Raw genomic sequence first — 26,255 nt, forward strand, 5'->3', positions numbered from 1 at the left:
CGGAGGCGGGCGCGCGCCGCCCCGCACGCGCCGTGATCCGGCCGGTGAACGACTGTTCCCGCAGGTCGTGCCCGGCCGGTAGGGTGATCGCTCCGCGTGTGAGCCGGTGAAGTCTCCACACATCCGTCCGTTGTGGAGAACCAGGAGAACCAGGTGTCCGCTGTCACCGTGCCCGTCCTCGCGCCCCAGCGCCGTGCGTGGCTCACCGATCTGCCCGTGCTGGTCGTCGCCGCCGTCTGGGGTTCGAGCTATCTGGCGGCCAAGGGCATCACCACCACCCACACGGTCATCGGCGTCCTGGTCCTGCGGTTCGCGATCGTGCTGCCCGTCCTGGTGGCCGCCGGATGGCGCGGACTGCGCGCGCTGAACGCGGCGCAGTGGCGCGGCGCCGGACTGCTCGGGCTCGTACTCAGCGGCATCTTCCTGCTGGAGACGTACGGTCTCGTCCACACCTCCGCGACCAACGCGGGGCTCATCATCAGCCTCACGATGGTCCTCACCCCGCTCGCCGAGGCCGCCGTCACGAGGATCAGGCCGCCGGGGGCCTTCCTCGCGGCGGCCGGGCTCTCGGTGGCTGGGGTGCTCCTGCTCACCCAGGGCGGCGGCTTCACGAGCCCCTCCACGGGCGATGTCCTCATGCTGCTGGCCGCCGTCGCCCGTACCGTCCACGTCCTGCTGATGGCCCGGATGAAGTCCGTCCAGGACGCCGACGCGCTGTCGCTGACCACCGTGCAACTCGGCGGCGCGGTAGCCGTGTTCGTCCTTCTCGCCGCCCTTCCCGGTAGCGGTGCGGCACCCTGGACCGTCGCCGCGGAGTTCGGGGCCGGGGAGTGGGCCGGGCTGCTGTTCCTCTCCGTGTTCTGCACGCTCTTCGCGTTCTTCGTACAGATGTGGTCCGTACGCCGCACCTCGCCGTCCCGGGTCAGCCTGCTGCTCGGCACGGAACCCCTGTGGGCCGCCGCGGTGGGCATCTCCATCGGCGGGGATCGGCTCGGCGTCCTCGGAGTGGTGGGGGCCGGTCTCGTGCTGGCGGGTACCGCGTGGGGGCGTCGCAGCGCGGACCGGGCCGCCGTCACTCCTTGACCGCCTCGGCCGCGACCATCACCGCGACGCCCGTCACCACCAGCGCGATGTGGGCGAACGTCTGGTTCGCTTCGAGGAATTCGACCCGCCGCACGACCGCCCAGAGCCGGAACCACCCCGTCCACTCGTGCAACAGCCCGGCCACGCCCTGAACGAAGACGACAAAGCCCACCGACTCCACGAATCTCTTCATGCGCCGAGCCTCGCGCGCACGCTGGCGCCCCCGCGTCGGCCACCGGTCTGCCGAGCCGCGCCGAAAGTCTTCGGCCGCGCGACTTCGGTCGCTTCCCCGCACTCGCCGGCCCTCCCCGGCCTCCCCGCTGCGTAGCTTTGCCGGCATGACGCGAACGGAGTACCGATGGCTGCTGCCGTCGGCGACGGCGGACCCCGGGCTTCCGGCCGGCCGGGACAGGCCGCGGCGCACGGTGCGGGACTGGGCGGTCGACATCACGGCCTTCCTCTGTGCCGTGGGCGTCGGCCTGCTGGCCCTCGGTACGGTCGAGGCGGACCCCACGACACCGGACGCGGCCGTCTTCGTCGACGCCCTGGCCGGCGGGGCGGCCTGCTGCGCGCTGTGGGTCCGAAGGCGGTGGCCCGTGGCGCTCGCCGTGGCCCTCACCGTCATCGGCATCGTCGAACCCGTGGCGGCCGGCTCCCTGCTGATCGCGCTGTTCAGCCTGGCCGTGCACCGGCCGTTCAAGCCGGTCGCACTCGTCGCGGCGGGCGCGCTGGCCGTCGCGCCCCTGCAACCGTGGCTGCGCCCCGACCCGGGCGTCTCGTTGATCGCCTCCACGATCATCGGCGTCCTGCTCATCCTGCTGGTCATCAGCTGGGGCATGGTCGTCCGGTCAGGGCGCCAGCTCGTCCTGACCCTCCGCGAACGCGCCCGCCGCGCCGAGGCCGAGGCCGGGCTCCGCGCGGAACAGGCCCAGCGGCTGGCCCGTGAAGCCATCGCCCGCGAGATGCACGACGTACTCGCCCACCGGCTCACGCTCCTCAGCGTCCACGCGGGCGCGCTGGAGTTCCGGCCGGACGCGCCCCCGGCCGAGGTCGCCCGGGCCGCCGGAGTCATCCGGGACAGCGCCCACGAGGCCCTCCAGGACCTCCGCGAGATCATCGGAGTGCTGCGGGCACCCGGTGAGGGCGACGAGAGCGACCGGCCTCAGCCCACCCTCCTCTCCCTGGAGGCCCTGGTCGCCGAGTCCCGGCACGCGGGCATGAAAGTGACCCTCGGCAACCGGGTGGCCGATCCCGCCGCCGCCCCCGCCGCCCTCGGCCGCACCGTCTACCGCATCGCCCAGGAATGCCTCACCAACGCCCGCAAACACGCGCCCGGCAGCGAGGTCACCCTCATCCTGGCCGGCGGCCCCGGCGACGGGCTCACCATCGAGGCCCTGAACCCCGCCCCCGTCGAACCCTTCGAGCGGGTTCCCGGCTCGGGCCAGGGCCTCATCGGCCTCACCGAACGCGCCACCCTCGCGGGAGGCCACCTCGGCCACGGCCCGGAACCCGGCGGCGGCTTCGGCGTCCGGGCCTGGCTACCGTGGGCCGCATGACTACCCCGACGCCCCCGGTGGCGCGACCGGTCCGGCTGCTCATCGTGGACGACGACCCGCTCGTACGGGCCGGGCTCACCCTGATGCTCGGCGGGGCCGACTCCATCGACATCGTGGGGGAGGGGGCGGACGGCACCGAGGTCGAAGAACTCGTCGACCGGCTGCGCCCCGACGTCGTACTCATGGACATCCGCATGCCGGTCATGGACGGGCTAACCGCCACCGAGGCCGTACGCCGCCGGCCCGACGCCCCCGAAGTCGTCGTCCTCACCACCTTCCACGCCGATGAACAGGTGTTGCGCGCCATCCGCGCGGGGGCCGCGGGCTTCGTCCTGAAAGACACCCCGCCCACCCTGATCGTGGAGTCCGTGTGCCGTGTCGCCGCCGGAGATCCGGTCCTCTCGCCCGCCGTCACCCGGCAGCTCATGGCCCGGGCGGCGGGTGGCGCGCCGGACGACCGGGCGGGCCGCGCGGACCGCGCCCGGCAGCGGTTCGCCGGGCTGGCCGAACGCGAGCAGGCGGTGGCACTCGCGGTCGGGCGGGGCGCCTCCAACGCGGAGATCGCCGCCGCGCTCTATCTGAGCGTGGCCACGGTCAAGGCGCACGTCTCCCGCGTCCTCGCCAAGCTCGGACTCAACAACCGAGTCCAGATCGCGCTGCTGATCCACGACGCGGGGCTGCTCGACGAGGACGCGGCCGGGCCCGCGGCCCGCGCCGAACGGCCGGACCGGAGCTGAGAAGGCCGCCAGTACGCCGCCCGCACGGCTCGACGCCGGTCGGGCCGGGCTGTGACGGCGTACGGGTGAGCTGATCCCGGGGCCGCCGCGCCCGCCCCGACGCGGGAGTGACGTACCCGTTCAGCCGCCCGGGACCTCCGCCATACCCACCGGCCGGCGCTCGCGCCGCGACCACTCGCACGCCTCCGCGATCCGCAAGGCGTGCAGCGCCTCCCGTCCGTCGCACGGGTTCGCCAGCTCACCCCGGACCACCCGCACGAAGGCGTCCAGCTCCGCCTCGTACGCCGGGGCGAACCGCTCCAGGAAGCCGGGCCACGGCTTCGGCGGGGCTCCGGGACCCTGCGGCTCCGCCGACGTGAAGGGGGTACGGTCGTCCAGGCCGACCGCGATCTGGTCCAGCTCGCCCGCCAGCTCCATGCGCACGTCGTACCCGGCGCCGTTGCACCGGGTGGCCGTGGCCGTCACCAGCGTCCCGTCGTCCAGGGTCAGCAGCGCCGCCGCCGCGTCGACGTCTCCCGCCTCGCGGAACATCGCGGGCCCCGCGTCCGACCCCGTCGCGTACACCCACGCCACCTCACGGCCCGTCACCCACCGCACCATGTCGAAGTCGTGGACGAGGCAGTCGCGGTACAGGCCCCCTGAGAGCGGCAGGTAGGCGGCGGGCGGCGGCGCCGGGTCGGAGGTGATCGCGCGCACCGTGTGCAGCCGGCCCAGCCGCCCCTCCCGTACGGCGGCGCGGGCCGTACCGTACCCGGCGTCGAAGCGGCGCATGAAACCCAGTTGCAGGACGGTGCCCGCCGATTCGACCTCGGCCAGGGCCCGCAGGGTGCCCGGCAGGTCGACCGCGATCGGCTTCTCGCAGAAGACGGGGAGGCCGGACCGGGCGGCACGGGCGATGAGCCCGGCGTGGGACGCGGTCGCCGAGGCGATCACCACCGCGTCGACGCCGTGGGCGAGGAGTTCCTCCACCGAGGCGACGGTCGCTCCCGTACGGGCGGCTGCCAGAGCCGCGCGGGCCGGGTCGGCGTCGGCCACCACCAGGGATTCCACGGCCGGGTGGCGGCTGAGCGCCTCCGCATGGAAGGTGCCGATACGTCCCGTTCCGATAAGTCCGATGCGCATGGCCCCAAGGTGGCGTTCACCCTTGGACATGTCAAGCATTTGTCCTGACAATTGAACAGGGTGATCGAACGGCTCGTTCGCCCGTTCGAGACGGCATGGCTTTGTCAGGACAACCGAACTAGGCTCGTTCCGTGCCCACACAAGGAACCGACCAGCCGCTCCCGCTGAGCGTGGACCGCACCAGCCCGGTGCCGCTCTACTTCCAGCTGGCGCAGCAGCTGGAAGCGGCTGTCGAACAGGGCCGGCTGGCCCCCGGCAGCCTCCTCGGCAACGAGATCGACCTCGCGTCCCGGCTCGGCCTCTCCCGTCCCACGGTCCGCCAGGCGATCCAGTCGCTCGTGGACAAGGGACTGATGGTCCGCCGCCGGGGCGTCGGTACGCAGGTCGTGCACAGCCAGGTGCGGCGCCCGCTGGAACTCAGCTCGCTCTACGACGACCTGGAGAAGGCCGGACAGCGCCCCGCCACCCGTGTCCTGCGCAACTCCGTCGAACCCGCCACCGCGGAGGTCGCCGCCGAGCTCGGGGTCGCCGAGGGCAGCGAGGTCCACCTCGTCGAACGCCTGCGGTCCGCCCACGGCGAACCCATGGCGCTGCTGCGCAACCACCTGCCCGCCGGGCTGCTCGGCCTCTCCACCGAAGAGCTGGAGTCGACCGGGCTGTACCGGATGATGCGGGCGTCCGGCATCACCCTGCACAGCGCGCGGCAGTCCGTGGGGGCGCGGGCCGCCACCGCGGAGGAGGCGGCGCGGCTCGCGGAGTCCGAGGGGGCGCCGCTGCTCACCATGGGGCGCACCACGTTCGACGACACCGGGCGCGCGGTCGAGTTCGGCTCGCACGTCTACCGCGCCTCGCGCTACTCCTTCGAGTTCCAGCTGCTCGTACGCCCCTGAGCCGCTGTCGCCGGCTCCCCGTGCGTGAGAATGTGCGGACAGGACGTGTGACGGTGGTACCCCGGCGCCGCACCCCCGCTCCCCTGCCGGTCGAGGCGCACACCCTCTCGGGGATACTTGGGCAGCCGGGCCGGGAGCGCGCTCCGACCGGCTCCACCAAGCAGCACAGCGAGCAGCACTGGAAGGGCACGGCGTCGTGGCAAGGGTTCGGACAGGGGTACGTGCGATGGGTGCCGTTCTGGCGGCGGTGCTGGGGGCGTCCCTCGTGGGATGCAGCAGCACCGGCGGCAAGCGGGCGGAGGAGCGTGCGGCGCAGGCCGCCGAGGGGCGGTCCGCGGTGGACACACCGCGGTGGACCTTCGCCATGGTCACCCACTCGGGCGACGGCGACACCTTCTGGGACATCGTCCAGAGCGGAGCGAAGCAGGCCGCCGTGAAGGACAACATCAACTTCCTGTACTCGCACCACGACGAGGCGCAGCAGCAGGCCCAGCTCGTCCAGGCGGCGATCGACAAGAAGGTGGACGGGCTGATCGTCACGCTCGCCAAGCCGGACGCCATGAAGGCCGTCGTCGCCAAGGCCACCAAGGCGGGCATCCCCGTGATCACCGTCAACTCCGGCTCCGCTGAGTCCGCGGAGTTCGGCGCGCTGACCCACATCGGGCAGGACGAGTCGATCGCCGGTGAGGCGGTGGGCGACGAGCTCGACAAGCGGGGCCGCAAGAAGGCCCTCTGCATCCTGCACGAGCAGGGCAACGTGGGCCACGAACAGCGCTGCGACGGAGCGAAGAAGTCCTTCGGCGGCACGCTGCAGAACCTCTACGTCGACGGCACCAACATGCCCGACGTCCAGGCGTCCATCGAGGCGAAGCTCCAGTCCGACAAGAGCATCGACGCGGTCGTCACGCTCGGCGCCCCGTTCGCCGACGCCGCCGTGAAGGCGAAGGACAGCGCCGGCAGCAAGGCCGAGATCGACACCTTCGACCTGAACGCCAAGGTCGCCACCGCGCTGAAGGACGGCACGCTGGGCTTCGCCGTCGACCAGCAGCCCTACCTCCAGGGGTACGAGGCCGTCGACCTGCTCTGGCTCCACCGCTACAACCGCAACGCACTCGGCGGCGGCCTGCCCGTCCTCACCGGCCCGCAGATCATCACCGCCGACGACGCGTCCGAGCTCGCCGAGTACACGAAGCGGGGAACCCGATGACAGCGACCGGGCAACCGGCGTCACCGGCCCCCGCACCCGGCGCGCCCGACGAACGGCTGCTGCGCACCTCGCCGCTGCGCCGCCTCCTCGGCCGCCCCGAGCTCGGCTCGGTCGTCGGCGCCGTGGCCGTCTTCCTCTTCTTCGCGGTCGTCGCCGACAGCTTCCTGCAGGCATCCAGCTTCGGCACTGTCCTCTACGCGGCCTCCACCATCGGGATCATGGCGGCGCCGGTGGCCCTGCTGATGATCGGCGGCGAGTTCGACCTCTCCGCCGGGGTGCTGGTGACCAGCTCCGCGCTGATCTCCTCGATGTTCAGCTACCAGATGACGGCCAACGTCTGGGTCGGCGTCTTCGTCTCCCTGCTGGTCACCCTGGCCTTCGGCGCCTTCAACGGCTTCATGCTCACCCGTACGAAACTGCCGAGCTTCATCATCACGCTCGGTACGTTCCTGATGCTGACCGGGCTCAACCTCGGTTTCACCAAGCTCATCAGCGGCACCGTGTCGACGAAGTCGATCGGTGACATGGAGGGCTTCGGGTCGGCCCGCAAGGTCTTCGCCTCGCAGCTGACCATCGGCGGCATGGAGCTGAAGGTCACCATCCTGTGGTGGTTCGTGCTCGTCGCGATCGCCACCTGGGTCCTGCTGCGCACCCGCTTCGGCAACTGGATCTTCGCGGTCGGCGGCGAGGCCGAGGCCGCGCGGGCTGTCGGTGTACCGGTGATCCGCACCAAGATCGGGCTGTACCTCGGGGTGGCCTTCGCCGCCTGGGTCTCCGGACAGCACCTGCTGTTCAGCTACGACGTGGTGCAGTCGGGCGAAGGCGTCGGCAACGAGCTGACGTACATCATCGCGGCCGTCATCGGCGGCTGCCTGATCACCGGCGGCTACGGCTCCGCGATCGGCTCGGCGGTCGGGGCGTTCATCTTCGGCATGACCAGCAAGGGCATCGTGTACGCGGAGTGGAACCCCGACTGGTTCAAGTTCTTCCTCGGAGCGATGCTGCTCCTGGCCACCCTGCTCAACGCATGGGTGCGCAAGCGCGCGGAGGCGACGGCATGACCGCGACCCAGGCACTCGTCGAACTCGACGACGTCAGCAAGTTCTACGGCAACATCAAGGCGCTCGAACACGTCTCGCTGGAGGTCCACGCGGGGGAGATCACCTGCGTACTCGGTGACAACGGCGCCGGCAAGTCCACCCTCATCAAGATCATCGCGGGGCTGCACCGGCACGACGGCGGCACCTTCCTGATCGACGGCGAGGAGACCACGCTCGCCAACCCGCGCGACGCCCTGGACCAGGGCATCGCCACCGTCTACCAGGACCTCGCCGTCGTACCGCTCATGCCGGTCTGGCGGAACTTCTTCCTCGGCTCGGAGCCGACCAGGGGCGCCGGGCCGCTCAAGCGCCTCGACGTACGGCTGATGCGCGAGACGACCCGCGCGGCGCTGCTGCGGATGGGGATCGACCTGCGCGACGTCGACCAGCCGATCGGCACGCTCTCCGGCGGCGAGCGCCAGTGCGTGGCCATCGCCCGCGCGGTCCACTTCGGCGCCAAGGTCCTCGTCCTGGACGAGCCCACGGCGGCGCTCGGCGTGAAGCAGTCCGGCGTGGTGCTGAAGTACGTCGCCGCCGCCAGGGACGCCGGTCTGGGCGTGGTCCTGATCACGCACAACCCCCACCACGCGTACCTGGTGGGTGACCGGTTCGTCCTGCTCAAGCGCGGTGTCATGTCCGGCAGCCACACCCGGGACAGCATCACGCTGGACGAGCTGACCAGGCAGATGGCGGGCGGCAGCGAACTGGAGGAGCTGAGCCACGAGCTGGAACGCGCCACCGGACCGGCACCGGGCGCGGCAGGCAGCTGAGGACAGCACGGCCGGCGGACGGACACCGGCACGCAATGGCAGAATCGACCGGGACGGACACCGTCCGCCGCCGGCGCCACCACGCACCGGCCCCCGACCGACGCAGGGACGATGAGCACGTACCGCGACTTCGCACACCGCGGCTCCGCCCGCGCCACCGTCCTGAAGACCGTCGGCACGCGCGAGCGGCGCTCGCACCTGACGGCCCCCCGGGTGCCGACCGTCGGCATCGACATCGGCGGTACGAAGGTGATGGCCGGCGTCGTCGACGCGGACGGCAACATCCTGGAACAGCTGCGGACCGAGACGCCGGACAAGTCCAAGAGCCCCAAGGTCGTCGAGGACACCATCGTCGAGCTGGTCCTGGACCTCTCCGACCGGCACGACGTGCACGCCGTGGGCATCGGCGCGGCCGGCTGGGTCGACGCCGACCGCTCCAAGGTCCTGTTCGCCCCCCACCTCGCCTGGCGCGACGAACCGCTGCGCGACGCCATCGCCTCCCGCCTCGTCGTCCCCGTGATGGTCGACAACGACGCCAACACGGCCGCCTGGGCGGAGTGGCGCTTCGGCGCGGGCCGCGGTGAGGACCACCTCGTCATGATCACGCTGGGCACCGGGATCGGCGGCGCGATCCTGGAGGACGGACACGTCAAGCGCGGGAAGTACGGCGTCGCCGGTGAGTTCGGCCACATGCAGGTGGTACCGGGCGGCCACCGCTGCCCGTGCGGGAACCGCGGCTGCTGGGAGCAGTACAGCTCGGGCAACGCCCTCGTGCGCGAGGCCAGGGAAATGGCCGCCGCCGACTCCCCGGTGGCCCATTGCCTCATCGAGCGGGTCAAGGGCAACATCCCCGACATCACCGGACCGCTCATCACCGAACTGGCCCGCGAGGGCGACGCGATGTGCGTCGAACTCCTCCAGGACATCGGCCAGTGGCTCGGCGTCGGCATCGCCAACCTCGCCGCCGCGCTCGACCCGTCCTGCTTCGTCATCGGCGGCGGCGTCAGCGCCGCGGACGACCTGCTGATCGGCCCCGCGCGCGACGCCTTCAAGCGGCACCTCACCGGCCGCGGCTACCGCCCCGAGGCCCGCATCGCGAAGGCACAGCTCGGCCCCGAGGCGGGTATGGTCGGCGCCGCGGACCTGGCACGCCTGGTCGCCCGCAGATTCCGCCGCGCCAACCGCCGCCGGGTCGAGCGGTACGAGCGGTACGCACAGATCTACGACCAGGCGGCGAGCACCATCCGCAGCACCCGGAGCGCCCGCACCCTGGAGTGACCGCGCCGCTCCGCCTTCCGCCCTCCGTATCCGCAGCACCTGGGGACCTCCGACCATGACCGCAGCCGAGCACACCGCCGCGCCGCGCCAGGACTCGCCGTCCGGCGAAGGCGACGGCCCGCCCCCGCAGGACCGGCGCCGGATGATCCGCCGCCGGCTGATCACGGCGATCACGATCGTCCTGCTCATCGGCGTCCCGGCGGGCTACCTGGTGATCTCCGCGGGGCAGAGCCGCCGCTCAGGCAAGGACAAGGAGGCCGAGGCGGCGGCGCAGGGACTGCGCGAGGACTGGCCCTCCGGCATGCAGCGGCGGATCTTCGAGATCCCGATCCCCGGCAACGCGACGGGGGTCCAGTACTACGAGACCAACAACTGGAAGGCCAGCCGGATGTACGTGAAGTTCCGTACGACGTCGGCCGGGCTGGACCGCTTCCTGAGCGGCGTCGGAACGGGGCGGGCCGCCCTCGAACCCGGCGCGGTCACCATCAGTCCCCGGGACACGAAGATCACCGGCTGGTACTTCGGACCGGGTGTGTACTGGGCGGGGCTGACGCACACCAACAAGGATCCGCGCCCCACGCAGAACATCACCGTCAACATGACCGATCCGGCCGCCCCCGTCATCTACGTCGTGTCCGCGGCCACCCCCTGAGCCGGGACCGCACGGGCGGCTCCGCCGGACGTGACCTGTCCGGCATCCCCCAGTCGGACGAGAAGCTGTGGTGCGAAGACGCCGCTCACCCCCTCCATGGCCGGTGACGACTGTCTCTCCGCTGGACACGCGGAAATCTATGTCGGCTGGAGTAGACATTGGGTGGTGGTATGGCTATGGTTTCTCTCGTAGCCAGAGAGACAGCAGGGCCCGGCAGAGACGAACTGCCGGGGAGCAGTACCGCAGTTGTTGTGTGCAGCACGGTGCGGTGGCGGAGTTTCGAAGCCAGGGTGGTTGCAGGACGGCGACGGGGCTGGCGACCGGACCGGGGGGCCCGCAGTGATCAGGGGCCGCCGTGAGCAGTACCGCAGTTGAGGTAGTTCTCAGCAGCCAGGACTGAGCAGCACCTCGGTGAAGGCGTCGGCTGCGGACGCGCGCACCGGGAGGTTCGGCAGTGGGGTTCCAAGCCAGAGCAGGCGCAGGACGGGCGACGGGGCTGGCTGCCGGAGAGTGGCGCTGACACAGGCCACAGAGCCGTACGGCTCTGAGACAGGTGAGTGTTCCCAGAGGGAAGAACGGAGGAGGCGAACGCCATCAGGATCGCCCGGGCGGATGTTGTGGGCCCGGGTACCGCAGGACATCGATAGTGAGGTGGTCTCCGGTCAAGCAACCGCGATCCCCGTACCCCCGACATCATGCAGGTCGGGGCCACGGAAACAGCAGGCCGACGCAGGACCAAGGTCGGCAGATGGTGTAGCAGTTCCTTCGGGGCCCTGGTGTCATAGGACACCAGGGCCCCTCCAACGCGTTCCCCGGAGAGATGCACGTGACAGCAGACGACCCGGTCAGCCGTCTCGACGACGACGACTACCCCGCCTACACCATGGGCCGGGCCGCCGAAATGCTCGGCACCACCCAGAGCTTCCTCCGCGCCATCGGCGAAGCCCGCCTCATCACCCCGCTCCGCTCCCCGGGCGGACACCGCCGCTACTCCCGCTACCAGCTGCGCATCGCCGCCCGCGCCCGCGAACTCGTCGACCAGGGCACCCCCATCGACGCCGCCTGCCGCATCGTCATCCTCGAGGACCAGCTCCAGGAAGCCCAGCGCATCAACGCCGAACACCACCGCCCCACCGGGCCGTCCGGTCCGCCCGCGGTCTGAGGCCGAGCCCCCGCCGGGCGCCGGTGGTTCCCGCACGCACTCTCGGGGCCTGACGTCCGCAGTCGTCAGGTCCTCCTCGCCCACGCCTTCGGCGTGGGCGCTCTGCTGTGCCGCCCGCCGGTTCCGCGACTGCCCTTCTTGTTGAAACGCTGCGCTGCGGGCGGGGAGATATCTATGACCGTGAGGTGAGGGTTTAACGCGCCATGCCGGGAGTGTTTATAGCGCACCTAGGAGAGAGCAGTTATCTACCGTGCCTGCTCCATTACTTCGTGCTACTGTCGGGCTCCGTTGCAGTTTTGATTCCCATGAACTGCGAGCGCGCCTTCGCCGGTACTACCGGCCTCTGGAAGCGCTTTGTATTGCCGGTCATTCGCCGGTCGGGCCCCGAAGGAGACATGGCGTGGCATCAGGCACCGTGAAGTGGTTCAACGCGGCCAGGGGTTTCGGTTTCATCGAGCAGGATGGTGGTGGTGCTGACGTGTTCGCCCACTTCTCCAACTTTGCCGCGCAGGGCTTGCGTGAGCTGCTCGAAGGCCAGAAGGTCGTCTTCGACATCGCGCCGGGCCAGAAGAGCCTGATGGCCGAGAACATCGTTCCCGCCTGACGCCGACGCGTACTCCGTAGCTGGGGCCCGCACCCCACGGGTGCGGGCCCCAGCTACGGACATTCCCACGTCGGTGTCCCTGGGCGCCGGCTGTGTCCCTTCAGGGCCTGTGCCTCTTCGGAGCCGCGACCGGTCGGTGCCCCGGATTTCTCGTCCGTACGACGTCACCCGTTTCATCGCCTTCGTATCGCGCCAGGCTCACTGTAGGCCGCATTCTTTTCAGCAGTCCATTCGGTCCGTTTCTCGTGATTCCCCGCACCGTTTCTCCGTTGCGGGAATTCCTTGGTACGTGCCGTGTATCAAGGAAGTTTCTCGATGAACCTCACACGTACGGACAACAGTCCCTCCAGCCGCGGCCGTGCCGGCGGTCTCGCTCTCGGCCCCGACGCCGGTTCGCGGCGGGGCGCACGCCTCGGCATGTCCGCCCCGAGCCGTTCAGGTGGTCCGAGCCGGTCGGGCGGACACGGCCGGCGGCCCGCGGTGGCCCAGGGAGAGTTCGCCCGGTCGAGGACGGTCTCTCCCACGCCGCCCGTGGTCGAGGCGTTCGCCGACCTGGACATGCCCGAGCAGCTGCTTGCGGCGCTGACCGCGCAGGGCGTGCGCGTCCCCTTCCCGATCCAGGGCGCGACCCTGCCCGACACCCTCGCGGGCCGCGATGTCCTGGGGCGCGGGCGCACCGGCTCCGGCAAGACCCTCGCCTACGGCCTCGCTCTTCTCGCCCGTACCGCCGGACAGCGCGCCGAGCCCCGCCGGCCGCTGGCCCTGGTCCTCGTGCCGACGCGTGAACTCGCCCAGCAGGTGACCGACGCGCTCACCCCGTATGCCCGCTCGGTGAGGCTGCGCCTGACCACCGTCGTCGGCGGAATGCCGATCGGCAGGCAGGCCAACGCGCTGCGCGGTGGCGCCGAGGTCGTCGTCGCGACGCCGGGCCGGCTCAATGACCTCATCGACCGCGGTGACTGCCTGCTGGACCAGGTCGCGGTCACCGTCCTGGACGAGGCCGATCAGATGGCCGGCATGGGTTTCATGCCCCAGGTGGCAGAGGTGCTGGGCCAGGTCCGCCCCGAGGGTCAGCGGATGCTGTTCTCCGCGACCCTCGACCATGACGTCGACCGCCTGGTGCGCCGCTACTTCACCGACCTGGTCGTCCACTCCGTCGACCCCTCCGCTGCGGTCACCACGACGGAACGTCACGTGCCGCACGTCCACGGCGCCGACAAGCACCGTAGGACGACGCGGATCGCGGCGCGCGAAGGCCGGGTGGTCACGTTCGTGGACACCGGGCGGGCCGTGGACGAGCCCACCGGCCACCTGCCGGCCGACGGCGTACAGGCGGCCGGTCCGCACGGCGGGAAGTCGCAGCCCGTCTTCGATGCGGCGGCCTGAGAACTTCGTGATCCGGAAGCTGACCCACTCTTGCAGGAGGCACCTTTTGACCCTGGTCCAGATGCAGCCCCGCTCCACCGATGCCACTGCCGTACCCAGGACGGTGGCCGACGCCATGGACACCGCGGGACCGCAGGTCTGCGACGACATGACCGTCGAGGTGGCCCTGTCCGTCATGGCCAGTGCCCGAACCGGGCATCTGCTGGTCTGCGACGACAGCGGCCGGTGTGTCGCGCTGGTCACCCGGGCTCAGCTCACAGCAGCCCATGACGGCTCCGCGTACTCGGACAGGGTTCAGCTGCGGGACATCCTCGGCGACCGGGGACCGTTCACCTCCCCTGTGACCACCATGGCCGAAGCCGGCCACATGATGCGCTACAACCAGGTCGATGCCCTGCCAGTGGTCGACGAACACGGCAGCGCCTTGGGCGTCCTCGCTCTCGCCCGCTGAACCGCCTCAACCGCATCAGAACACCCCCCTTTCGCTCCTCTCCCTGTGAGGCATCATGCGCTGTGTCATCGCCCGCCTCCCCTTCGATCTCACCAAGGGCGGCGTCCTGGAGTCGATGAAGGGCATCAAGCCCGAGCAGGCGTCCGGCGAGTCCGTGATCATCGGCCGACGCACCTACCCCGTCAAGCAGGTCGGCCAGGTCGTCACACGTCAGGACCGCCGCGACTTCAGCGCCGGTGAGGTCGTCCGAGCCATGACCCAGCTCGGCTTCACCTGTCGCGGCGTTCCCCAGGCCCCCGCGCTCACCCGCGTTCTCAACCCCTTGCAACACGCGTCCGCGATGCTCGGTGCCCCTGCGGCAGCCTGACCCCCACCGCGTACCGGTCTTCCTCGGGGCGGCAGCGGGTCAGTGGTCGCAGTGGCGGCGGTGAGGCCCTGTCGCCGGTCCGACGCGCCCGCTCGTCGTGCGACGAACCGGGCCGGGCGACCTCACCTTCGAGGATCAGCGGGCCCTGGGGGAGAGGTGTGCTGTCCGACGGTGTGCTGTCCGACCGTGGGGGACGCTTCGGTGAGGTCGGCGCCGTGGTCGGCGTCGCGGCGGGTGGACTCGATGCCGTACCAGTCCAGGCACATCACGGTGGCGTCGTCCTGCAGGAGCCCGTCGTGGGCGTGGACGACATGCTCGATCAGTACACGGGCGGCCTCCCGTGGGTGCAGGTCCTGGGTGTTCTCGATCAGGGCGGGCAGATCGAGGCCGGCGGCGCTGCGCTCCAGCATCCCGTCGGTGAGCATGACCAGCCGGTCCCCGGCCCGCAGGTCCAAGGGCTGGACCGTGTAGGTGTGCGGGGCCAGGAGGCCGAAGGGCATGTCGATGCTCGGCACGATCTCCTCGACCTTTCCCTCGCGCAGGCGCAGGGGCCAGGGGTGGCCCGCGTTGATGAACTCGGTTCGGCCGTCGTGCAGGCTGATACGCAGCAGTTGTCCGGTGACGTAGCGGCCGCCGCTGTGCGCGGCCACGGCCTGGTCGGCGATCCGAGCCTGTTCGGCGAGGCCGGCTCCCTGCCTGCGGGCGCGACGCAGTGCGCTCACGAGGAGGGTGGCGAGGAGGGCGGCGTCCACGTCGTGCCCCATGGCGTCGGTGACGGACAGCTGGACGTGGTCACGGTCTATGACGTAGTCGAAGGTGTCGCCGCCGACGAACTCGGCCGGTTCCAAGGCGCCGGCGACCGCGAACTGGGCGGCTTCGCAGGCGAGCGACGTGGGCAGCAGCCGGTGCTGGATCTCGGCGGCCAGGCTCAGCGGGGTGGTGCGCCGGCCCCACTGGTACAGGTCGGTGAAGGGCCGGTTGGCGATGATGATGTAGGCCAGGGCGTGCGCGCTCCGGCTGATCTTCTGCAGGCTGTTCGGGCCGGGGTGGTGGGGCAGATAGAGCTCCAGCAGTCCGAGCGCGTCCCCGCGGTTGGTGACCGCGGCGATCACCCGGGTCCAGGCACCGTCCCCTACGCGTTCCACATGCGGTCGTTGAGTCCGGATCACCTTGTCGTACACGGTGCCGGAGACGGCGATCGGATCTGCGGGACGGTCCAGGTCGATGTCGTCCGTGGTGCCCAGGCGGACGACGGAGCTGCCGGTGAAGTCGGTGATCAGGAACGACACGGACCGGGCCCCGAGCTGTCTTCGGAGAGCCGCGGATATGACGTCGACGGACTCCACCGGCGGTGCGGCCTCCGCCGCGGCCAGTGCCTCACCCAGTTCGTCCGTTCCGAAGTCCCGCATGGGAGCCCCCCTTCCCGCTCTCGTGCCGCCCCAGAGCGTATGCCCGGTGACACGGCTTCGCTGGCGAGCACGAGAAGGCAAGCTACCCCACCGCGGGACGGGGTTCACCCCTCGGCCGAGGGGAGTGCCGAGGCGGGTCCGGGAGATGCGGTGGGCGGCACCGTGGTGCGTACCCGGTCCTCGGGGCGGCGGTCGGCGTGGGGCCGTCAGCGGAGGCGAGAGGCGACCCTTCCAGGGGAGGTCCAGCGGCAGGTCCAGGGGGAGATCCCGAGGCACGGGAGGAGACCGGGGTGGTGCCGTGACCGGCTTCCCGGGCTGCCGCGGGCGCGGCGCGGGCCCGGGTGGTGAAGGGGCCGGGGTACACCAGCGAGGCGTGCATCACTCCGGGCCCCTTCAGTCGTACCGACGCGGCTGCGGCTCCCACGGGAGGTCCGCTGACAGGTGGAGCCGGCGCAGTGTGCTTTCCGTCTCGCGTCTGAAGTGTTCGACGGACACCAGGCGCTGCCACAGCGGGTCGGGGTGGCAGGGGATGGTGGCACCCCGGGCCGTCCACTCCTCGGCGAGCCGACTGTAAAGAGGCGTATTCCGGTTCGCGGATTCCTCGGAGCCCGGCCCACTGGCGTGAGCCGGGCTGCGGGAAGGTCCTCGGCGCATTTGTTCCGGGAGACGAGCACCCGCTCTGCGCTTGCCGCTGCCGGCCGGTGCGCTGCGGATGGAGTCCGCCCAATGATCATCCGTCACATTGGTCAGAACGATTCGTCCACCCCTTCGGACACTGTCCCCCCGGGTATTACGACTGGTCCGCGAGCGTCGACCCCCTCCGGAGCCCGCGCTCTTGAAACCCCGGAAGGTGAAGGAGTTGGCTGTCCGGCGGCGCAGCGGATAAGTTCTGCGGCACGGACAGATGCGGTACGCCGGTGTCTTCAGGCGGATGCGCGCATCGATGTAAGGGGCGTGTCGCCCGGGGTGACGTACGAACGGCTCGCCGGGGAAGTCTGCCAACAGGAGCCGGACGTCGGCCCATGGCACGAGGGGGGACACGCACGCCTGATGAGCAGCTCACCGATGCCTGCGTTCGAGCCCGGCGGTGCCGACCGCCCGCCACCGCCCCGCTCCGGAACGGAGCTCCCCGCGCTCCACGTGCGGACCCGCCAGGCAGCCACGCCGCCCTTCCCGCCCCCGAAGTACGCGCGCGACCTGCCGGGCTGGCAGCACATCGGTACCGCGCTGCGCCGGACCCCCGCCTCGGTGTGGAACGACAACGTGACCGACTTCGCCGCCGCCCTCACCTACTACGCGGTGCTCGCGCTCTTCCCGACGCTCCTCGTCACGGTCTCCCTGTTGGGGATCGTCGGTGCATCGACCACCGACAACCTGATCGGTAACGTGCTCGCTGTCGTGCCGACCGAGTCCCGCCCCGTCATGCGGAGCACATTGCAGGGCATGGCGGAGCAGCACGCGGCCGCCTGGACGCTGGCTGTCTTCGGCATGGTCGGCGCCCTGTGGTCCGCCTCCAGCTATCTGGGGGTCTTCCGCCGGGCCCTGCACGTCATGCACGGTGTCGAGGACCTGCGCCCGGTGTGGAGGACGGCACCACGCCTGGTGGTGACCGCCCTGGTGCTGTTGATGCTTCTCGTCTCCAGTGCGCTGGTGCTCATCCTGACCGGCGAAGCGGCGCACACGGTGGGCCGGCTCGTGGGGATGGACAGCATGGCCGGCACCGCCTGGAACGCGCTTAAATGGCCGCTCCTGCTGTGCCTGGTCGCCGTCCTGGTGCTGGTGCTGTTCAGCTCGGGCCCGTCCGGGACACGTGGGGTGCGGCAGCGGCTTGTGGGAGACGCGCTGGCCGTGGCCCTGTGGCTCGTAGCCTCCGGCGGCTTCGCCCTCTACGTCTCGCACGTCGGCACCTACAACCGGCTGTACGGGTCGCTCGCCGGGATCATCGTCTTCCTGGTGTGGCTGTGGCTGTCCAACCTGGCCCTCCTCACCGGCGCCCAGTTCAACGCCGAACTGGCCAAACTCCGTCGTCGGTGACCCACCGGGCAGCCGATGCCGAGCAACCCCCGGCGCCGGCGCCCGTCACCGACCCGCGGCGTACACCTCTGACGAACTCCGCCGGTGGAAAGCGACGAATGACCGGTCGCACAAGGCGGGTTCGGAAGACCTGTGGCGGATCTCGTGCGAGGGAAGAGGCTGCGAGCGTGACACACTCAACTGGTCCGTCGGTGACCAGTGCCCCGCCCCGGTCACCGACCTCTCTTCGGACCGGGACGGGCCCAGCGCAGCGCCTGCCACTTGAGGTCGCGGATATCGGAACACCCAGAAGTAGACCAATGTGGCTAGGAGCTTGTGATGGCGCGAACAGTCCTGCGTGACACGACTGCGACGGAACCCGGGGTCCGGGCCCCCGGCACACCCCCCATGTCCGTGCTCGGCCGGGTACTGGCCATGCTGGTGGCCTTCGCGGCGATGGTGGGGTTCGCGGTGGTGCTGGCCCGGCTGACGCTGGAACCGTCGGCGGCGTCCGTGCCGTTGACCCACAGCAATCTGCGCCCTGGTGACTCCATCCGTGCCTACCTCGCCCAGCCGGTGACCTTCGACACGGTCAAGCAGCTCGGCGGCAACATCGTGATGGGTGTGCCGTTCGGTGTGCTGCTTCCGGTGCTGGTGCCCCGAACGCGAGGGCTGGTCCGGGTGGCGCTGGCCACCGCGGTCGTGATGCTCCTCGTGGAACTCGTCCAGGGAGCCCTGATCATGGGGCGCACCTTCGACATCGATGACGTTCTGCTCAACACCACGGGCGCCCTTCTGGGTTACCTGCTGCTCGGCCTCTGGCTGGGCCGTGCCGTGCATCCCCGACGCCGTCACTGGTGGCACCGATCCAGCAAGCACCCCGAGACCGCTGCGGATCAGGCATAGCGGAGCCTTCCAGGCGGCCCCTGCCGCCGCTGTCGGTCGATGCGGTGGCCATGACCCCGACTCCGGCCGCGACTGAGGTTCTGGCGCGGCAGGGGGCGGGGTCCACTGTCCGCCGGGGCCTGAGGGCCGTCACCTTCCCGTCTGCGGCGGACGTACGGGGAGGGGAGGAAACCGGAGTGTCCGGGCGGTGAGGCACCGTATGCCGCCCCGTGCGGATTCAGCGGCTCCTTGCCGCGCGGCCTCAGGTGGCCACCCGTGAGGCTGGAGATGCGCGGCGGTTGCATCCGGAATCCGGGCAAGACGCGGACGGCAAAGTAGCGCGACCAGGAGAGTGAGTGCGCCCGGTCGGCTCCGGCCGGTTTCCCTCGGATTCCCTCCCGGAAAAGCGGCCCATGTGCATTTGGGACCCGCAGGTGGAAACGTTTCTCTTCCTTCCCGGGCACTCCGCTCGCCCCTTGTTGCCTTTCGGCCCATATGGTTGACCTGCCGTCTGGACATCCGACCGGATCTGCATTGTTCGGATTATCCGACTTTCTTCAGTGCCCTTGCCACGGCACCTGGTGATGCAGGTAGCTATGGAGTGCACCCGCTGCCTCGTTCCGGGCTTCCGACAGGCTCTGGGCAGGGCGGCTGTGGACCGGTCTCCGGTGCACAGCCGGCCAGGGAGGCGGGCGTGTAAACCTGCATGAGGGAGACATCATGAAGAAGGCTTACGAAGCACCGACGGTCGCCAAGCTGGGGGCATTCCGGAAGGTGACCGGGCTCCTGGGGCGTTCCGGCAACGACCGGCTGCTCCTGAGCAAGAACTGACGGACAAACGGTCCTGATTCGACGTCATGACTGAACTGCACGAGAGTGCGGGGACGGGCCCCGGCGACGCGCACTTCACGGTCTTCACCGACCGTGAGGACGCGGCCGCCGTGGCCCGCTCCCTCTCCCGCCCCGGAAGCCGGACCCTCACCCACGCCTCGGGCCGTCCCTGGATCGTCGGCCACTGGCACGACACCGAAATCACCTCCGCGCTCGCCGGCCGCACCGGTCTCGCCGTCATCGGCTGCTGCCCGGTAGACGCCACCGAACTGGAGCGCCGCGCCGGACGGTTGCGTGACCTCGGCGAACTCGACGCCCTGGCCCGCTCCCTCCCCGGGAGCTTCCATCTCATCGCCGCGCTCGACGGACAGATCAGGGTCCAGGGCACAGCATCCGGGCTCCGACTGGTCTTCCACGCTGCCGTCGACGGCGTACAGGTGGCTGCCAGCCGCGCTGATGTGCTCGCCGCCGCCTCAGCCGCCGAACTGGACGAGGAGCAACTGGCCGTCCGCCTGCTCTGGCCGGTTCCCCATCCGCTCGCCGAAGCACCCATGTGGCGCGGCATCACCGCCGTGTCCCCGCAGGACGCGCTGACCGTCGCGGCGGACGGCCGGACCGTACGCCACTCCCGCTGGTGGACACCACTGGAGCCGTCGCGCACGCTCGCCGAGGGTGCCCCCCTCGTCCGCGATGCCCTCACCGCGGCGGTCGATGCCCGTACCCGGCAGGGCGGCGTGGTCAGCTCCGACCTGTCCGGCGGCCTGGACTCCACCTCCATCTGCTTCCTGGCCGACCGTTCACCGGCCCACGTGGTGGCGAGCACCTGGCCGGGACGTGATCCCGCCGACACCGACCTGTACTGGGCCCAGCAGGCGGCCCGTTCCATGCCGGACGTCGATCACGTGGTGTGGGACGCCGACGCCTCCCCACTGGTCTACAACGAGCTGCTCAGCATCGACGACCTGCTGGACGAACCGACCATCGGCGTCATGGACCGCTCCCGGGTCCTGCACCACCTGCCCGCCATGGCCGAGCGCGGCAGCCGACTGCATCTGACCGGCATCGGCGGCGACCATGTGGCCTGGTGCTCCGAGGCGTACTACCACCGCCTGGCGCGGACCCGGCCGCTGTTCGCCCTGCGCCGGCTCCGCGGCTTCCGTGCCCTGTGGCAGTGGCCGCTGGGGGGCACGGCACGGGCGCTGACCGACTCGCGACCGTACGGGAAGTGGCTCGCCGACTCCAGCGGCCGCCTGCGCGACCCGCTGCCCACCAGCGTCAGCACCAGCCTCGGCTGGGGCATGCCCCCACGCCTCTTCGACTGGGTCACCCCCGACGCCGAACGGGCAGCACAGCGAGTACTGCGCGAGGCAGCGGCGAACGCGATGCCGTTGCACCCGGACCGGGGTCTGCACGCCGACCTCGACCAGATCCGTTCCTGCACGCGCATCCTGCGTCAGTGGGACGGGATGGCAGCCCGGGCGGGGGTGCCGATGGCATCACCGTTCCTGGACGACCGCGTCATCGAGGCATGCCTGGCAGTGCGCCCGAGCGAGCGCGTCACGCCCTGGCAGTACAAACCCCTGCTGACCGCCGCGATGAGCGGGATCGTTCCCGATGCGTGCCTGCGACGCACCAACAAGGCCGCCGCGTCCATGGACGCCGCCAACGGACTGCGCGAGCACCGCGCCGACCTGGTGGCCCTGTGGGAGGACTCCCGGCTGGAGCAGTTGGGGCTGGTCGACGGGAACGCGCTGCGCGGGCTCGCCCGGCGGCCGGGAACACCCGAACTCCGCGACGCGATCCTCTACTCCACCATCGCAGCCGAAGCCTGGCTGCGCGGCCTGGCCCGCACCACCGGGTCCACCGCGCGGGCCGGTTCCTGAAACTGTTCCCTGCACTCCACCCAGGAAAGGTACGTACGCCATGGCATTGCGGTTCGGCGCCGACGTCTCCGCAGCGGAGACCGAGTACGGCACGGTCCTTCTGGACGAACGCGGCGGTGAGTACTACGAGTTGAATCCCACGGCCAGCCTGGTGGTCAGGACGCTGATGGCGGGCGGTGACGAAGCGGAAGCGGTCGCCGCTGTCACCGGCGAGTTCGACGTCGACGCCACCCAGGCGAGGCAGGACGTCGCCGCCCTGGTCCAGCAGCTGCGGACCTCGGGGCTGGCAGAATGACGACCCCCAGCGCACTGGAACGGCCCACCGGAGTCCCCTTCGCGTGGCGCCTGGCCGCCCGCCTCGTCCTGGTACCCGCCATCGTGCTCGCCCTGTTGCCGCCCCGCCGCATCCGTACCGTGCTCGGCCTCGTATGCCGCGGCGCCAGGCCGGCCACCGGCGTACAGGCCAAGAACGCGCGGGACGCCATGTGCGCGGTAAGCCTGCGCTGCGCCGGCCCGAAGGGCTGTCTGCCCCGTTCCCTGGGAGCCGCCCTGCTGTGCCGCCTGACCGGGACCTGGCCGACCTGGTGCACAGGGGTGCGCGTGGTGCCGCCGTTCACCGCACACGCCTGGATCGAGGCGGACGGTCACCCCGTGGACGAGGGCGTACCCGACGACTACTTCACCCGGCTCATGACGATCGCTGCCGCGACCCGATCGGGCCGATGACCGAGACCGTCGCGGACCAGCCACAGCCGGCCACCGAGGACGACCGCTCCACGCGCGCCGCAGTCGCCACCATGTACCGGCTGACCGACGGGCACCGCACATCCGCCCTCGTCGCCACCGCGCTCACACTCGTCGCCTCCGCTCTCGGCCTGGCTCAGCCACTCGTCGCGAAACAGGTCGTGGACGCCAGCGGACGCGGACAGGTACTGGGCCCCCTGCTGCTGCTCCTGGCCGCGCTGTTCGTCACCGAAGCGGCGACCGGAGCGATGGGCCGTTTCGTCCTGGAACGCATGGGGGAGCGCGTCGTACGGCAGCTGCGCCACAGCCTCGTGGGGCGGCTGCTCCGCCTGGAGATGCGGGAGTACGACAAGCACCGCAGCGCCGACCTCATCTCCCGCGTCACCACCGACACCACCCTGCTGCGGGAAGTGGTGTCCCAGGCGCTGGTCGACCTGGTCACCGGAACCCTCGTCGCCGCCGGGGCGATCGTCCTCATGCTGTGGATCGATCCACTGCTCCTCCTCCTGGTCGCGGCGACCGTAGCTGTCGCCGCCGTGATCGTCATCTCGCTGCTGAAGGGCATCCGGGCCGCCTCCGAGCGTATGCAGACCTCCATCGGCGCCATCGCAGCCGACCTGGAACGCGCGCTCGGCGCCCTGCCGATGGTCCGGGTGCACCGCGCGGAGGACCGTGAAGCCGCCCGCATCGGCGAATGCGTCGAATCGGCGTACAGCGCCGGTGTACGGACTGCGAAGCTCGCCTCCCTGATGAGCCCGGCCGTGGAACTGGCCGTCCAGGGCTCCTTCCTGATCGTCCTGGTCATCGGCGGTCTGCGGGTGAGCACAGACGCCAACTCGCTCGGCGACCTGGTCGCTTTCCTGCTCTACGCCTCGTATCTGGCCCTGCCGCTGTCCTCGGTATTCCGCGCGGTCGGTCTCATCCAGCGAGGCATGGGGGCCTACCAGCGCATCGGGCAGGCACTGTGCCTACCCGCTGAACCCGCACGGACTCACATGCCGGCCGTACGCCCGCGTACACGGGTACTCACCCGGCCGGCCGGTCCACAGGAGAAGCCCGCACTCGCCCTGGAGGACCTCACCTTCGGCTACGACCCGGACCGCCCTGTGCTGCGCGGCATCTCCTTCACCGCCCCCCACCGGAGCCAGACAGCTCTGGTCGGCCGGTCGGGCGCGGGCAAAAGCACCGTCTTCGCCCTGGCGGCCAGATTCTACGAACCAGATGGCGGTCTCCTGCTTTTCGACGGCCGGCCTGCCACCGAGCTGAGCCGCGAGGAGTGCCGGTCACGCATCGCGATCGTCGACCAGAACACCCACGTCGTCCACGGCACACTGCGCGCCAACATCACCTACGCCCAGCCTCACGCCTCCGAGGCCGAGATCGAGCGCGTAGTCGAACTCGCCCAGCTCAGCGACGTCGCCGCACGCCTGCCCGGCGGCCTGTCAGGGATGCTCGGCGAACGAGGCGGCACCCTCTCCGGAGGCGAACGGCAGAGGGTCGCCCTGGCCCGCGCCCTCCTGGCCCGGCCCAGCCTCCTCCTGCTGGACGAGCCGACCTCCCACCTGGACGCCGTCAACGAAACCGCGCTCACCGCCGTGATGCGCGACGCGGCCCAGGAATGCGCCGTACTGGTCATCGCCCACCGCCTGTCCACAGTCCAGCACGCCGATCGCATCGTCGTCCTCGACAGGGGCACCGCGGTCGCCTGCGGACCTCACGAGGAACTCCTCGCCACCAGCCCCGTCTACCGGGAGCTCGCCGCCGGACAGATACTCCGGCCGGCCACCACGCGCTCCACCGGACCACACCCCACCCACGCGTACCGACCCCTGCGACCCGGCCGATAGGGGAAGGGCCACAGTGCCGAGCACCGGACCGGCCGACTGGAACGACGGAGAACTCTGCGAGTGCCGCGGGGCAGTCCAGGACCTCCAGGGACGGGCACCCGTGCCCGCACGCGCAGCGAAGTGGGAACCCACTCGCCACCACAGCCCTCAACAGCTCGGCATGCGAAACCACTATGTCGACCGCTCGTGTGGAACGCCGCGCTGACCACCGGCTGAAGCGGCACGGCAGGCCCCGGTCACTGTGGCAGCGACACGGTGACCGCCTCAGCCGTGCACCGGTACCAAGGCCGTGCCGCCACGGATTCCGTATCCTGGCGGCATGCGCATGCGACCCACCCTGAGCTGGGCTCCTGCCGAGGACCTGCCGCCCGGCACCACGGATCTGGCACCGGTCGTCGATGCCCTGAGCACAGGCGGGGTGCTGGTGCTCAGCGGAGCGGGCCTCTCCACGGAATCGGGCATCCCTGACTACCGGGGCGAGGGCGGAAGCCTTGGCCGGCACACACCGATGACGTACCAGGAATTCACTGCCAGCGCCCAGGCACGCCGCCGGTACTGGGCCCGCAGCCATCTCGGCTGGCGCATCTTCGGCCGTGCCCGCCCCAACGCCGGCCACCGGGCCGTCGCCGCGTTCGAGCGGCACGGGCTGCTCTCGGGTGTGATCACTCAGAACGTCGACGGACTGCACCAGGCCGCCGGCAGCAGGGACGTCGTCGAGCTGCATGGCAGCCTGGAACGGGTCGTCTGCCTGTCCTGCGGGGCCGGCAGCGCGCGCCGAGAACTCGCCCTGCGTCTGGAGGAGGCCAATGCGGGCTTCGAGCCGGTGGCGGCCGGCGTCAATCCTGACGGCGATGCCGACCTCACCGACGCCCAGGTCGGGGGGTTCCGCGTGATGCCCTGCGTGAGCTGCGGCGGCATCCTCAAACCGGACGTCGTCTTCTTCGGTGAATCCGTACCCCCACCGCGGGTCGAGCAGTGCCGTCAGCTGGTCCGGGAAGCGACATCGCTGCTGGTCCTGGGTTCCTCGCTCACCGTGATGTCCGGGCTACGGTTCGTCCGTCAGGCATTCCAGGCATCCACGCCGGTGCTCATCGTCAACCGGGATGCCACCCGGGGCGACCAGCTCGCCCTCACCCGCGTCGCGCTCCCCCTCGGCGAGGCCCTGACCAGCGTGGCCGGCCATCTGAAGCTCCCCGCCGACGGCAACCACTGACTTCCCTCGCCTCCGCAGAGCCTGCCGCGCCCCCGGGCGTCCGCACGGGACGGAGCCTCGGGGGCGTGGAGCGCGGGGGAGGGGCGGGGGGAGTCGGTCAGCAGCCGGGGATGCCGGGGGCCGGGTCGGCACCGACGTTCACGTTGCCGCCCCACATCCACACGTTGCTGTAGATGTGGCCGATGTCGTAGTCGATGACGGTGCCGTAGTACCAGACGTTGGTGCCGTAGCTGCCGACCTGCACGTACTGGCCGCGCGTGTAGCAGGCGATGCCGGCCTCGGTCACCTTCGTCGTGGTGCCCCAGATCCGGCTGCTGGTGTTGGGGGCGTCTCGCAGATTGCTGTTCGCCTGCACCGTCGCCGCGTAGCCGTCGGCGCTGGAAGGCGCGGCCTGGGCGGTCCCTGTGGTGCCGAGCAGGGAAAGGGCAGCGCCGAGCGCCAGCCCGGCAGCCGCGGCCGACATACGTCGCCTGATCATGGGCATGCTCCTCGGTTCGATCGTGGAATCGGCGGCGTCAGCAGGGCGCGACGTCGGGGGACGGGTCGGTGCCGACGTTGACGTTGCCGCCCCACAGCCACACGTTCCTGTAGAAGTGCGCCGGCGTCGCGTCGTCGTCGAAGACGTTGCCGTAGTACCAGACATTGGTGCCGTAGTTGCCGACCGTCACGTGCTGGCCGAGCTTGTAGCAGTGGATGTACGCCTCGCTCAGGAACGCGGTGGTGCCCACGAGCCGGCTGTTCGTGGTGGCGGCCTCCCTGATATTGCTGCCGGCCTGGACGGTGGTGTTCACGCCCTGTGCGGCGGCCTCCGCGCTGCCGGCCGTGCCGAGCAGGGAGACAGCCGCGGCCAGCGCCATTCCCACTGCCGCCAGCTTGGATCGCTTCGCCATTGTTTTCCCCTTCGCCGTTCTGCCGTGACTGCCTGCTGTTCGACTGTGTGACGGAAGGGGTGGTGCGTCCGTATGACAGCACCGCGGGGCACTTTCGCGAAGGTGGTCCGTCAGAACGCACAGTCGCTGACGTGGGCCAGGTGCTCGTCCCCGGTGATAACCGTATGCCCTCTAT

General features: G+C 70.7%; 26 protein-coding genes and 1 pseudogene. 22 read left to right on the forward strand and 5 right to left on the reverse strand.

All coding sequences use genetic code 11. The features are described 5' to 3' along the window. Positions 1-153 precede the first annotated feature (153 nt). Positions 154-1,083: a DMT family transporter gene (locus Sfulv_RS23695; RefSeq protein ID WP_173316538.1), complete on the forward strand. Its 930-nt coding sequence runs from the start codon at positions 154-156 to the stop codon at positions 1,081-1,083. Here Sfulv_RS23695 and Sfulv_RS23700 read toward each other — a convergent pair. Continuing rightward, positions 1,073-1,276, reverse strand: a complete 204-nt coding sequence (locus Sfulv_RS23700; protein WP_173316539.1) for a hypothetical protein — start codon at positions 1,274-1,276, stop codon at positions 1,073-1,075. The two genes, Sfulv_RS23695 and Sfulv_RS23700, sit on opposite strands and share 11 nt — an antisense overlap. A gap of 145 nt (positions 1,277-1,421) precedes the next feature. On the opposite strand from Sfulv_RS23700, the gene Sfulv_RS23705 reads away from it, so the two are divergent. Then, positions 1,422-2,639 carry a sensor histidine kinase gene (locus tag Sfulv_RS23705; RefSeq protein WP_173316540.1) on the forward strand — a complete coding sequence of 406 codons (1,218 nt, stop codon included), beginning with the start codon at positions 1,422-1,424 and terminating at the stop codon, positions 2,637-2,639. Further along, a complete protein-coding gene (locus tag Sfulv_RS23710) occupies positions 2,636-3,376 on the forward strand; it encodes a response regulator (protein ID WP_173316541.1) in 741 nt (246 codons plus the stop codon). The genes Sfulv_RS23705 and Sfulv_RS23710 overlap by 4 nt, the downstream gene beginning before the upstream one ends. Positions 3,377-3,496: 120 nt before the next feature. Here Sfulv_RS23710 and Sfulv_RS23715 read toward each other — a convergent pair whose 3' ends face one another. Next, the gene (locus tag Sfulv_RS23715; protein WP_173316542.1) at positions 3,497-4,498 is read right to left on the reverse strand and encodes a Gfo/Idh/MocA family protein; all 1,002 of its coding nucleotides are present in this window, start codon (positions 4,496-4,498) and stop codon (positions 3,497-3,499) included. A gap of 131 nt (positions 4,499-4,629) precedes the next feature. On the opposite strand from Sfulv_RS23715, the gene Sfulv_RS23720 reads away from it, so the two are divergent. The 11 genes and pseudogenes from Sfulv_RS23720 to Sfulv_RS23770 all read left to right on the forward strand — a co-directional run bounded on the left by Sfulv_RS23720 (position 4,630) and on the right by Sfulv_RS23770 (position 14,365). Beyond that, positions 4,630-5,388 (forward strand): GntR family transcriptional regulator, encoded by a 759-nt coding sequence (locus tag Sfulv_RS23720; RefSeq protein ID WP_173316543.1) that lies wholly within the window; start codon positions 4,630-4,632, stop codon positions 5,386-5,388. 196 nt (positions 5,389-5,584) lie between these two features. Further along, positions 5,585-6,595, forward strand: a complete 1,011-nt coding sequence (locus Sfulv_RS23725) for a sugar ABC transporter substrate-binding protein (protein WP_443098582.1) — start codon at positions 5,585-5,587, stop codon at positions 6,593-6,595. Next, positions 6,592-7,656: an ABC transporter permease gene (locus tag Sfulv_RS23730; protein WP_173316545.1), complete on the forward strand. Its 1,065-nt coding sequence runs from the start codon at positions 6,592-6,594 to the stop codon at positions 7,654-7,656. Before Sfulv_RS23725 ends, Sfulv_RS23730 begins: the two co-directional genes overlap by 4 nt. After that, entirely contained in the window at positions 7,623-8,465 is an 843-nt protein-coding gene (locus Sfulv_RS23735) for an ATP-binding cassette domain-containing protein (RefSeq protein ID WP_173316546.1), read from the forward strand. The genes Sfulv_RS23730 and Sfulv_RS23735 overlap by 34 nt, the downstream gene beginning before the upstream one ends. Positions 8,466-8,576: 111 nt before the next feature. Continuing rightward, positions 8,577-9,743, forward strand: coding sequence for an ROK family glucokinase (locus tag Sfulv_RS23740; RefSeq protein ID WP_173316547.1), 1,167 nt, complete (start codon positions 8,577-8,579; stop codon positions 9,741-9,743). Between the two features lie 55 nt (positions 9,744-9,798). Beyond that, complete coding sequence (locus Sfulv_RS23745; protein ID WP_173316548.1) at positions 9,799-10,395, forward strand: hypothetical protein; 597 nt, start codon at positions 9,799-9,801, stop codon at positions 10,393-10,395. 826 nt (positions 10,396-11,221) lie between these two features. Then, the gene (locus Sfulv_RS23750; protein WP_173316549.1) at positions 11,222-11,557 is read left to right on the forward strand and encodes a helix-turn-helix domain-containing protein; all 336 of its coding nucleotides are present in this window, start codon (positions 11,222-11,224) and stop codon (positions 11,555-11,557) included. Between the two features lie 400 nt (positions 11,558-11,957). Beyond that, the gene (locus Sfulv_RS23755) at positions 11,958-12,161 is read left to right on the forward strand and encodes a cold-shock protein (protein WP_173316550.1); all 204 of its coding nucleotides are present in this window, start codon (positions 11,958-11,960) and stop codon (positions 12,159-12,161) included. 315 nt (positions 12,162-12,476) lie between these two features. After that, a pseudogene (locus Sfulv_RS23760) lies at positions 12,477-13,526 on the forward strand (DEAD/DEAH box helicase); the annotation flags it as partial. Between the two features lie 67 nt (positions 13,527-13,593). After that, the gene (locus tag Sfulv_RS23765) at positions 13,594-13,998 is read left to right on the forward strand and encodes a CBS domain-containing protein (protein WP_173316551.1); all 405 of its coding nucleotides are present in this window, start codon (positions 13,594-13,596) and stop codon (positions 13,996-13,998) included. A 55-nt stretch (positions 13,999-14,053) separates the two neighbouring features. Next, positions 14,054-14,365 (forward strand): SCO5918 family protein, encoded by a 312-nt coding sequence (locus tag Sfulv_RS23770; protein ID WP_173316552.1) that lies wholly within the window; start codon positions 14,054-14,056, stop codon positions 14,363-14,365. Between the two features lie 122 nt (positions 14,366-14,487). Here Sfulv_RS23770 and Sfulv_RS23775 read toward each other — a convergent pair whose 3' ends face one another. Next, complete coding sequence (locus Sfulv_RS23775) at positions 14,488-15,774, reverse strand: PP2C family protein-serine/threonine phosphatase (protein WP_173316553.1); 1,287 nt, start codon at positions 15,772-15,774, stop codon at positions 14,488-14,490. Positions 15,775-16,824: 1,050 nt separating this feature from the next. Between Sfulv_RS23775 and Sfulv_RS23780 the strand changes: the two genes are divergently transcribed. The 8 genes from Sfulv_RS23780 (at position 16,825) to Sfulv_RS23815 (ending at position 25,190) form a co-directional block, all read left to right on the forward strand. After that, positions 16,825-17,808 (forward strand): YihY/virulence factor BrkB family protein, encoded by a 984-nt coding sequence (locus Sfulv_RS23780; RefSeq protein ID WP_246353208.1) that lies wholly within the window; start codon positions 16,825-16,827, stop codon positions 17,806-17,808. A 318-nt stretch (positions 17,809-18,126) separates the two neighbouring features. Then, positions 18,127-18,693 carry a VanZ family protein gene (locus tag Sfulv_RS23785; protein ID WP_371874701.1) on the forward strand — a complete coding sequence of 189 codons (567 nt, stop codon included), beginning with the start codon at positions 18,127-18,129 and terminating at the stop codon, positions 18,691-18,693. 699 nt (positions 18,694-19,392) lie between these two features. After that, the gene (locus Sfulv_RS23790; RefSeq protein WP_173316554.1) at positions 19,393-19,503 is read left to right on the forward strand and encodes a keywimysin-related RiPP; all 111 of its coding nucleotides are present in this window, start codon (positions 19,393-19,395) and stop codon (positions 19,501-19,503) included. A 26-nt stretch (positions 19,504-19,529) separates the two neighbouring features. After that, positions 19,530-21,386: a lasso peptide isopeptide bond-forming cyclase gene (locus Sfulv_RS23795; RefSeq protein ID WP_173316555.1), complete on the forward strand. Its 1,857-nt coding sequence runs from the start codon at positions 19,530-19,532 to the stop codon at positions 21,384-21,386. Between the two features lie 40 nt (positions 21,387-21,426). Further along, positions 21,427-21,681 (forward strand): lasso peptide biosynthesis PqqD family chaperone, encoded by a 255-nt coding sequence (locus tag Sfulv_RS23800; protein WP_173316556.1) that lies wholly within the window; start codon positions 21,427-21,429, stop codon positions 21,679-21,681. After that, a complete protein-coding gene (locus Sfulv_RS23805; protein WP_173316557.1) occupies positions 21,678-22,112 on the forward strand; it encodes a lasso peptide biosynthesis B2 protein in 435 nt (144 codons plus the stop codon). The genes Sfulv_RS23800 and Sfulv_RS23805 overlap by 4 nt, the downstream gene beginning before the upstream one ends. After that, the gene (locus tag Sfulv_RS23810) at positions 22,109-23,977 is read left to right on the forward strand and encodes an ABC transporter ATP-binding protein (RefSeq protein ID WP_173316558.1); all 1,869 of its coding nucleotides are present in this window, start codon (positions 22,109-22,111) and stop codon (positions 23,975-23,977) included. The genes Sfulv_RS23805 and Sfulv_RS23810 overlap by 4 nt, the downstream gene beginning before the upstream one ends. 319 nt (positions 23,978-24,296) lie before the next feature. Continuing rightward, entirely contained in the window at positions 24,297-25,190 is an 894-nt protein-coding gene (locus Sfulv_RS23815) for an NAD-dependent protein deacetylase (RefSeq protein ID WP_173316559.1), read from the forward strand. A gap of 97 nt (positions 25,191-25,287) precedes the next feature. Here Sfulv_RS23815 and Sfulv_RS23820 read toward each other — a convergent pair whose 3' ends face one another. Both Sfulv_RS23820 and Sfulv_RS23825 read right to left on the reverse strand, forming a co-directional pair. Beyond that, a complete protein-coding gene (locus Sfulv_RS23820; protein ID WP_173316560.1) occupies positions 25,288-25,668 on the reverse strand; it encodes a hypothetical protein in 381 nt (126 codons plus the stop codon). Positions 25,669-25,705: 37 nt separating this feature from the next. Then, entirely contained in the window at positions 25,706-26,080 is a 375-nt protein-coding gene (locus tag Sfulv_RS23825; RefSeq protein ID WP_173316561.1) for a hypothetical protein, read from the reverse strand. Between the last annotated feature and the right edge of the window lie 175 nt (positions 26,081-26,255).

This window comes from Streptomyces fulvorobeus (genome assembly GCF_013167895.1).
In the GTDB taxonomy this organism is placed as follows: Bacteria; Actinomycetota; Actinomycetes; order Streptomycetales; family Streptomycetaceae; genus Streptomyces; species Streptomyces fulvorobeus.

What these genes read in the sequence shown, in the direction of transcription:
- Sfulv_RS23785 (WP_371874701.1), top strand. Translation starts at nt 18,127, where the DNA reads ATGGCGCGAACAGTCCTGCGTGACACGACTGCGACGGAACCCGGGGTC.
- Sfulv_RS23815 (WP_173316559.1), top strand. Translation starts at nt 24,297, where the DNA reads ATGCGCATGCGACCCACCCTGAGCTGGGCTCCTGCCGAGGACCTGCCG.
- Sfulv_RS23795 (WP_173316555.1), top strand. Translation starts at nt 19,530, where the DNA reads ATGACTGAACTGCACGAGAGTGCGGGGACGGGCCCCGGCGACGCGCAC.
- Sfulv_RS23700 (WP_173316539.1), bottom strand. Translation starts at nt 1,276, where the DNA reads ATGAAGAGATTCGTGGAGTCGGTGGGCTTTGTCGTCTTCGTTCAGGGC.
- Sfulv_RS23825 (WP_173316561.1), bottom strand. Translation starts at nt 26,080, where the DNA reads ATGGCGAAGCGATCCAAGCTGGCGGCAGTGGGAATGGCGCTGGCCGCG.
- Sfulv_RS23805 (WP_173316557.1), top strand. Translation starts at nt 21,678, where the DNA reads ATGACGACCCCCAGCGCACTGGAACGGCCCACCGGAGTCCCCTTCGCG.
- Sfulv_RS23775 (WP_173316553.1), bottom strand. Translation starts at nt 15,774, where the DNA reads ATGCGGGACTTCGGAACGGACGAACTGGGTGAGGCACTGGCCGCGGCG.
- Sfulv_RS23710 (WP_173316541.1), top strand. Translation starts at nt 2,636, where the DNA reads ATGACTACCCCGACGCCCCCGGTGGCGCGACCGGTCCGGCTGCTCATC.
- Sfulv_RS23715 (WP_173316542.1), bottom strand. Translation starts at nt 4,498, where the DNA reads ATGCGCATCGGACTTATCGGAACGGGACGTATCGGCACCTTCCATGCG.
- Sfulv_RS23730 (WP_173316545.1), top strand. Translation starts at nt 6,592, where the DNA reads ATGACAGCGACCGGGCAACCGGCGTCACCGGCCCCCGCACCCGGCGCG.
- Sfulv_RS23770 (WP_173316552.1), top strand. Translation starts at nt 14,054, where the DNA reads ATGCGCTGTGTCATCGCCCGCCTCCCCTTCGATCTCACCAAGGGCGGC.
- Sfulv_RS23740 (WP_173316547.1), top strand. Translation starts at nt 8,577, where the DNA reads ATGAGCACGTACCGCGACTTCGCACACCGCGGCTCCGCCCGCGCCACC.
- Sfulv_RS23705 (WP_173316540.1), top strand. Translation starts at nt 1,422, where the DNA reads ATGACGCGAACGGAGTACCGATGGCTGCTGCCGTCGGCGACGGCGGAC.
- Sfulv_RS23735 (WP_173316546.1), top strand. Translation starts at nt 7,623, where the DNA reads ATGGGTGCGCAAGCGCGCGGAGGCGACGGCATGACCGCGACCCAGGCA.
- Sfulv_RS23780 (WP_246353208.1), top strand. Translation starts at nt 16,825, where the DNA reads ATGAGCAGCTCACCGATGCCTGCGTTCGAGCCCGGCGGTGCCGACCGC.
- Sfulv_RS23820 (WP_173316560.1), bottom strand. Translation starts at nt 25,668, where the DNA reads ATGATCAGGCGACGTATGTCGGCCGCGGCTGCCGGGCTGGCGCTCGGC.
- Sfulv_RS23745 (WP_173316548.1), top strand. Translation starts at nt 9,799, where the DNA reads ATGACCGCAGCCGAGCACACCGCCGCGCCGCGCCAGGACTCGCCGTCC.
- Sfulv_RS23800 (WP_173316556.1), top strand. Translation starts at nt 21,427, where the DNA reads ATGGCATTGCGGTTCGGCGCCGACGTCTCCGCAGCGGAGACCGAGTAC.
- Sfulv_RS23790 (WP_173316554.1), top strand. Translation starts at nt 19,393, where the DNA reads ATGAAGAAGGCTTACGAAGCACCGACGGTCGCCAAGCTGGGGGCATTC.
- Sfulv_RS23810 (WP_173316558.1), top strand. Translation starts at nt 22,109, where the DNA reads ATGACCGAGACCGTCGCGGACCAGCCACAGCCGGCCACCGAGGACGAC.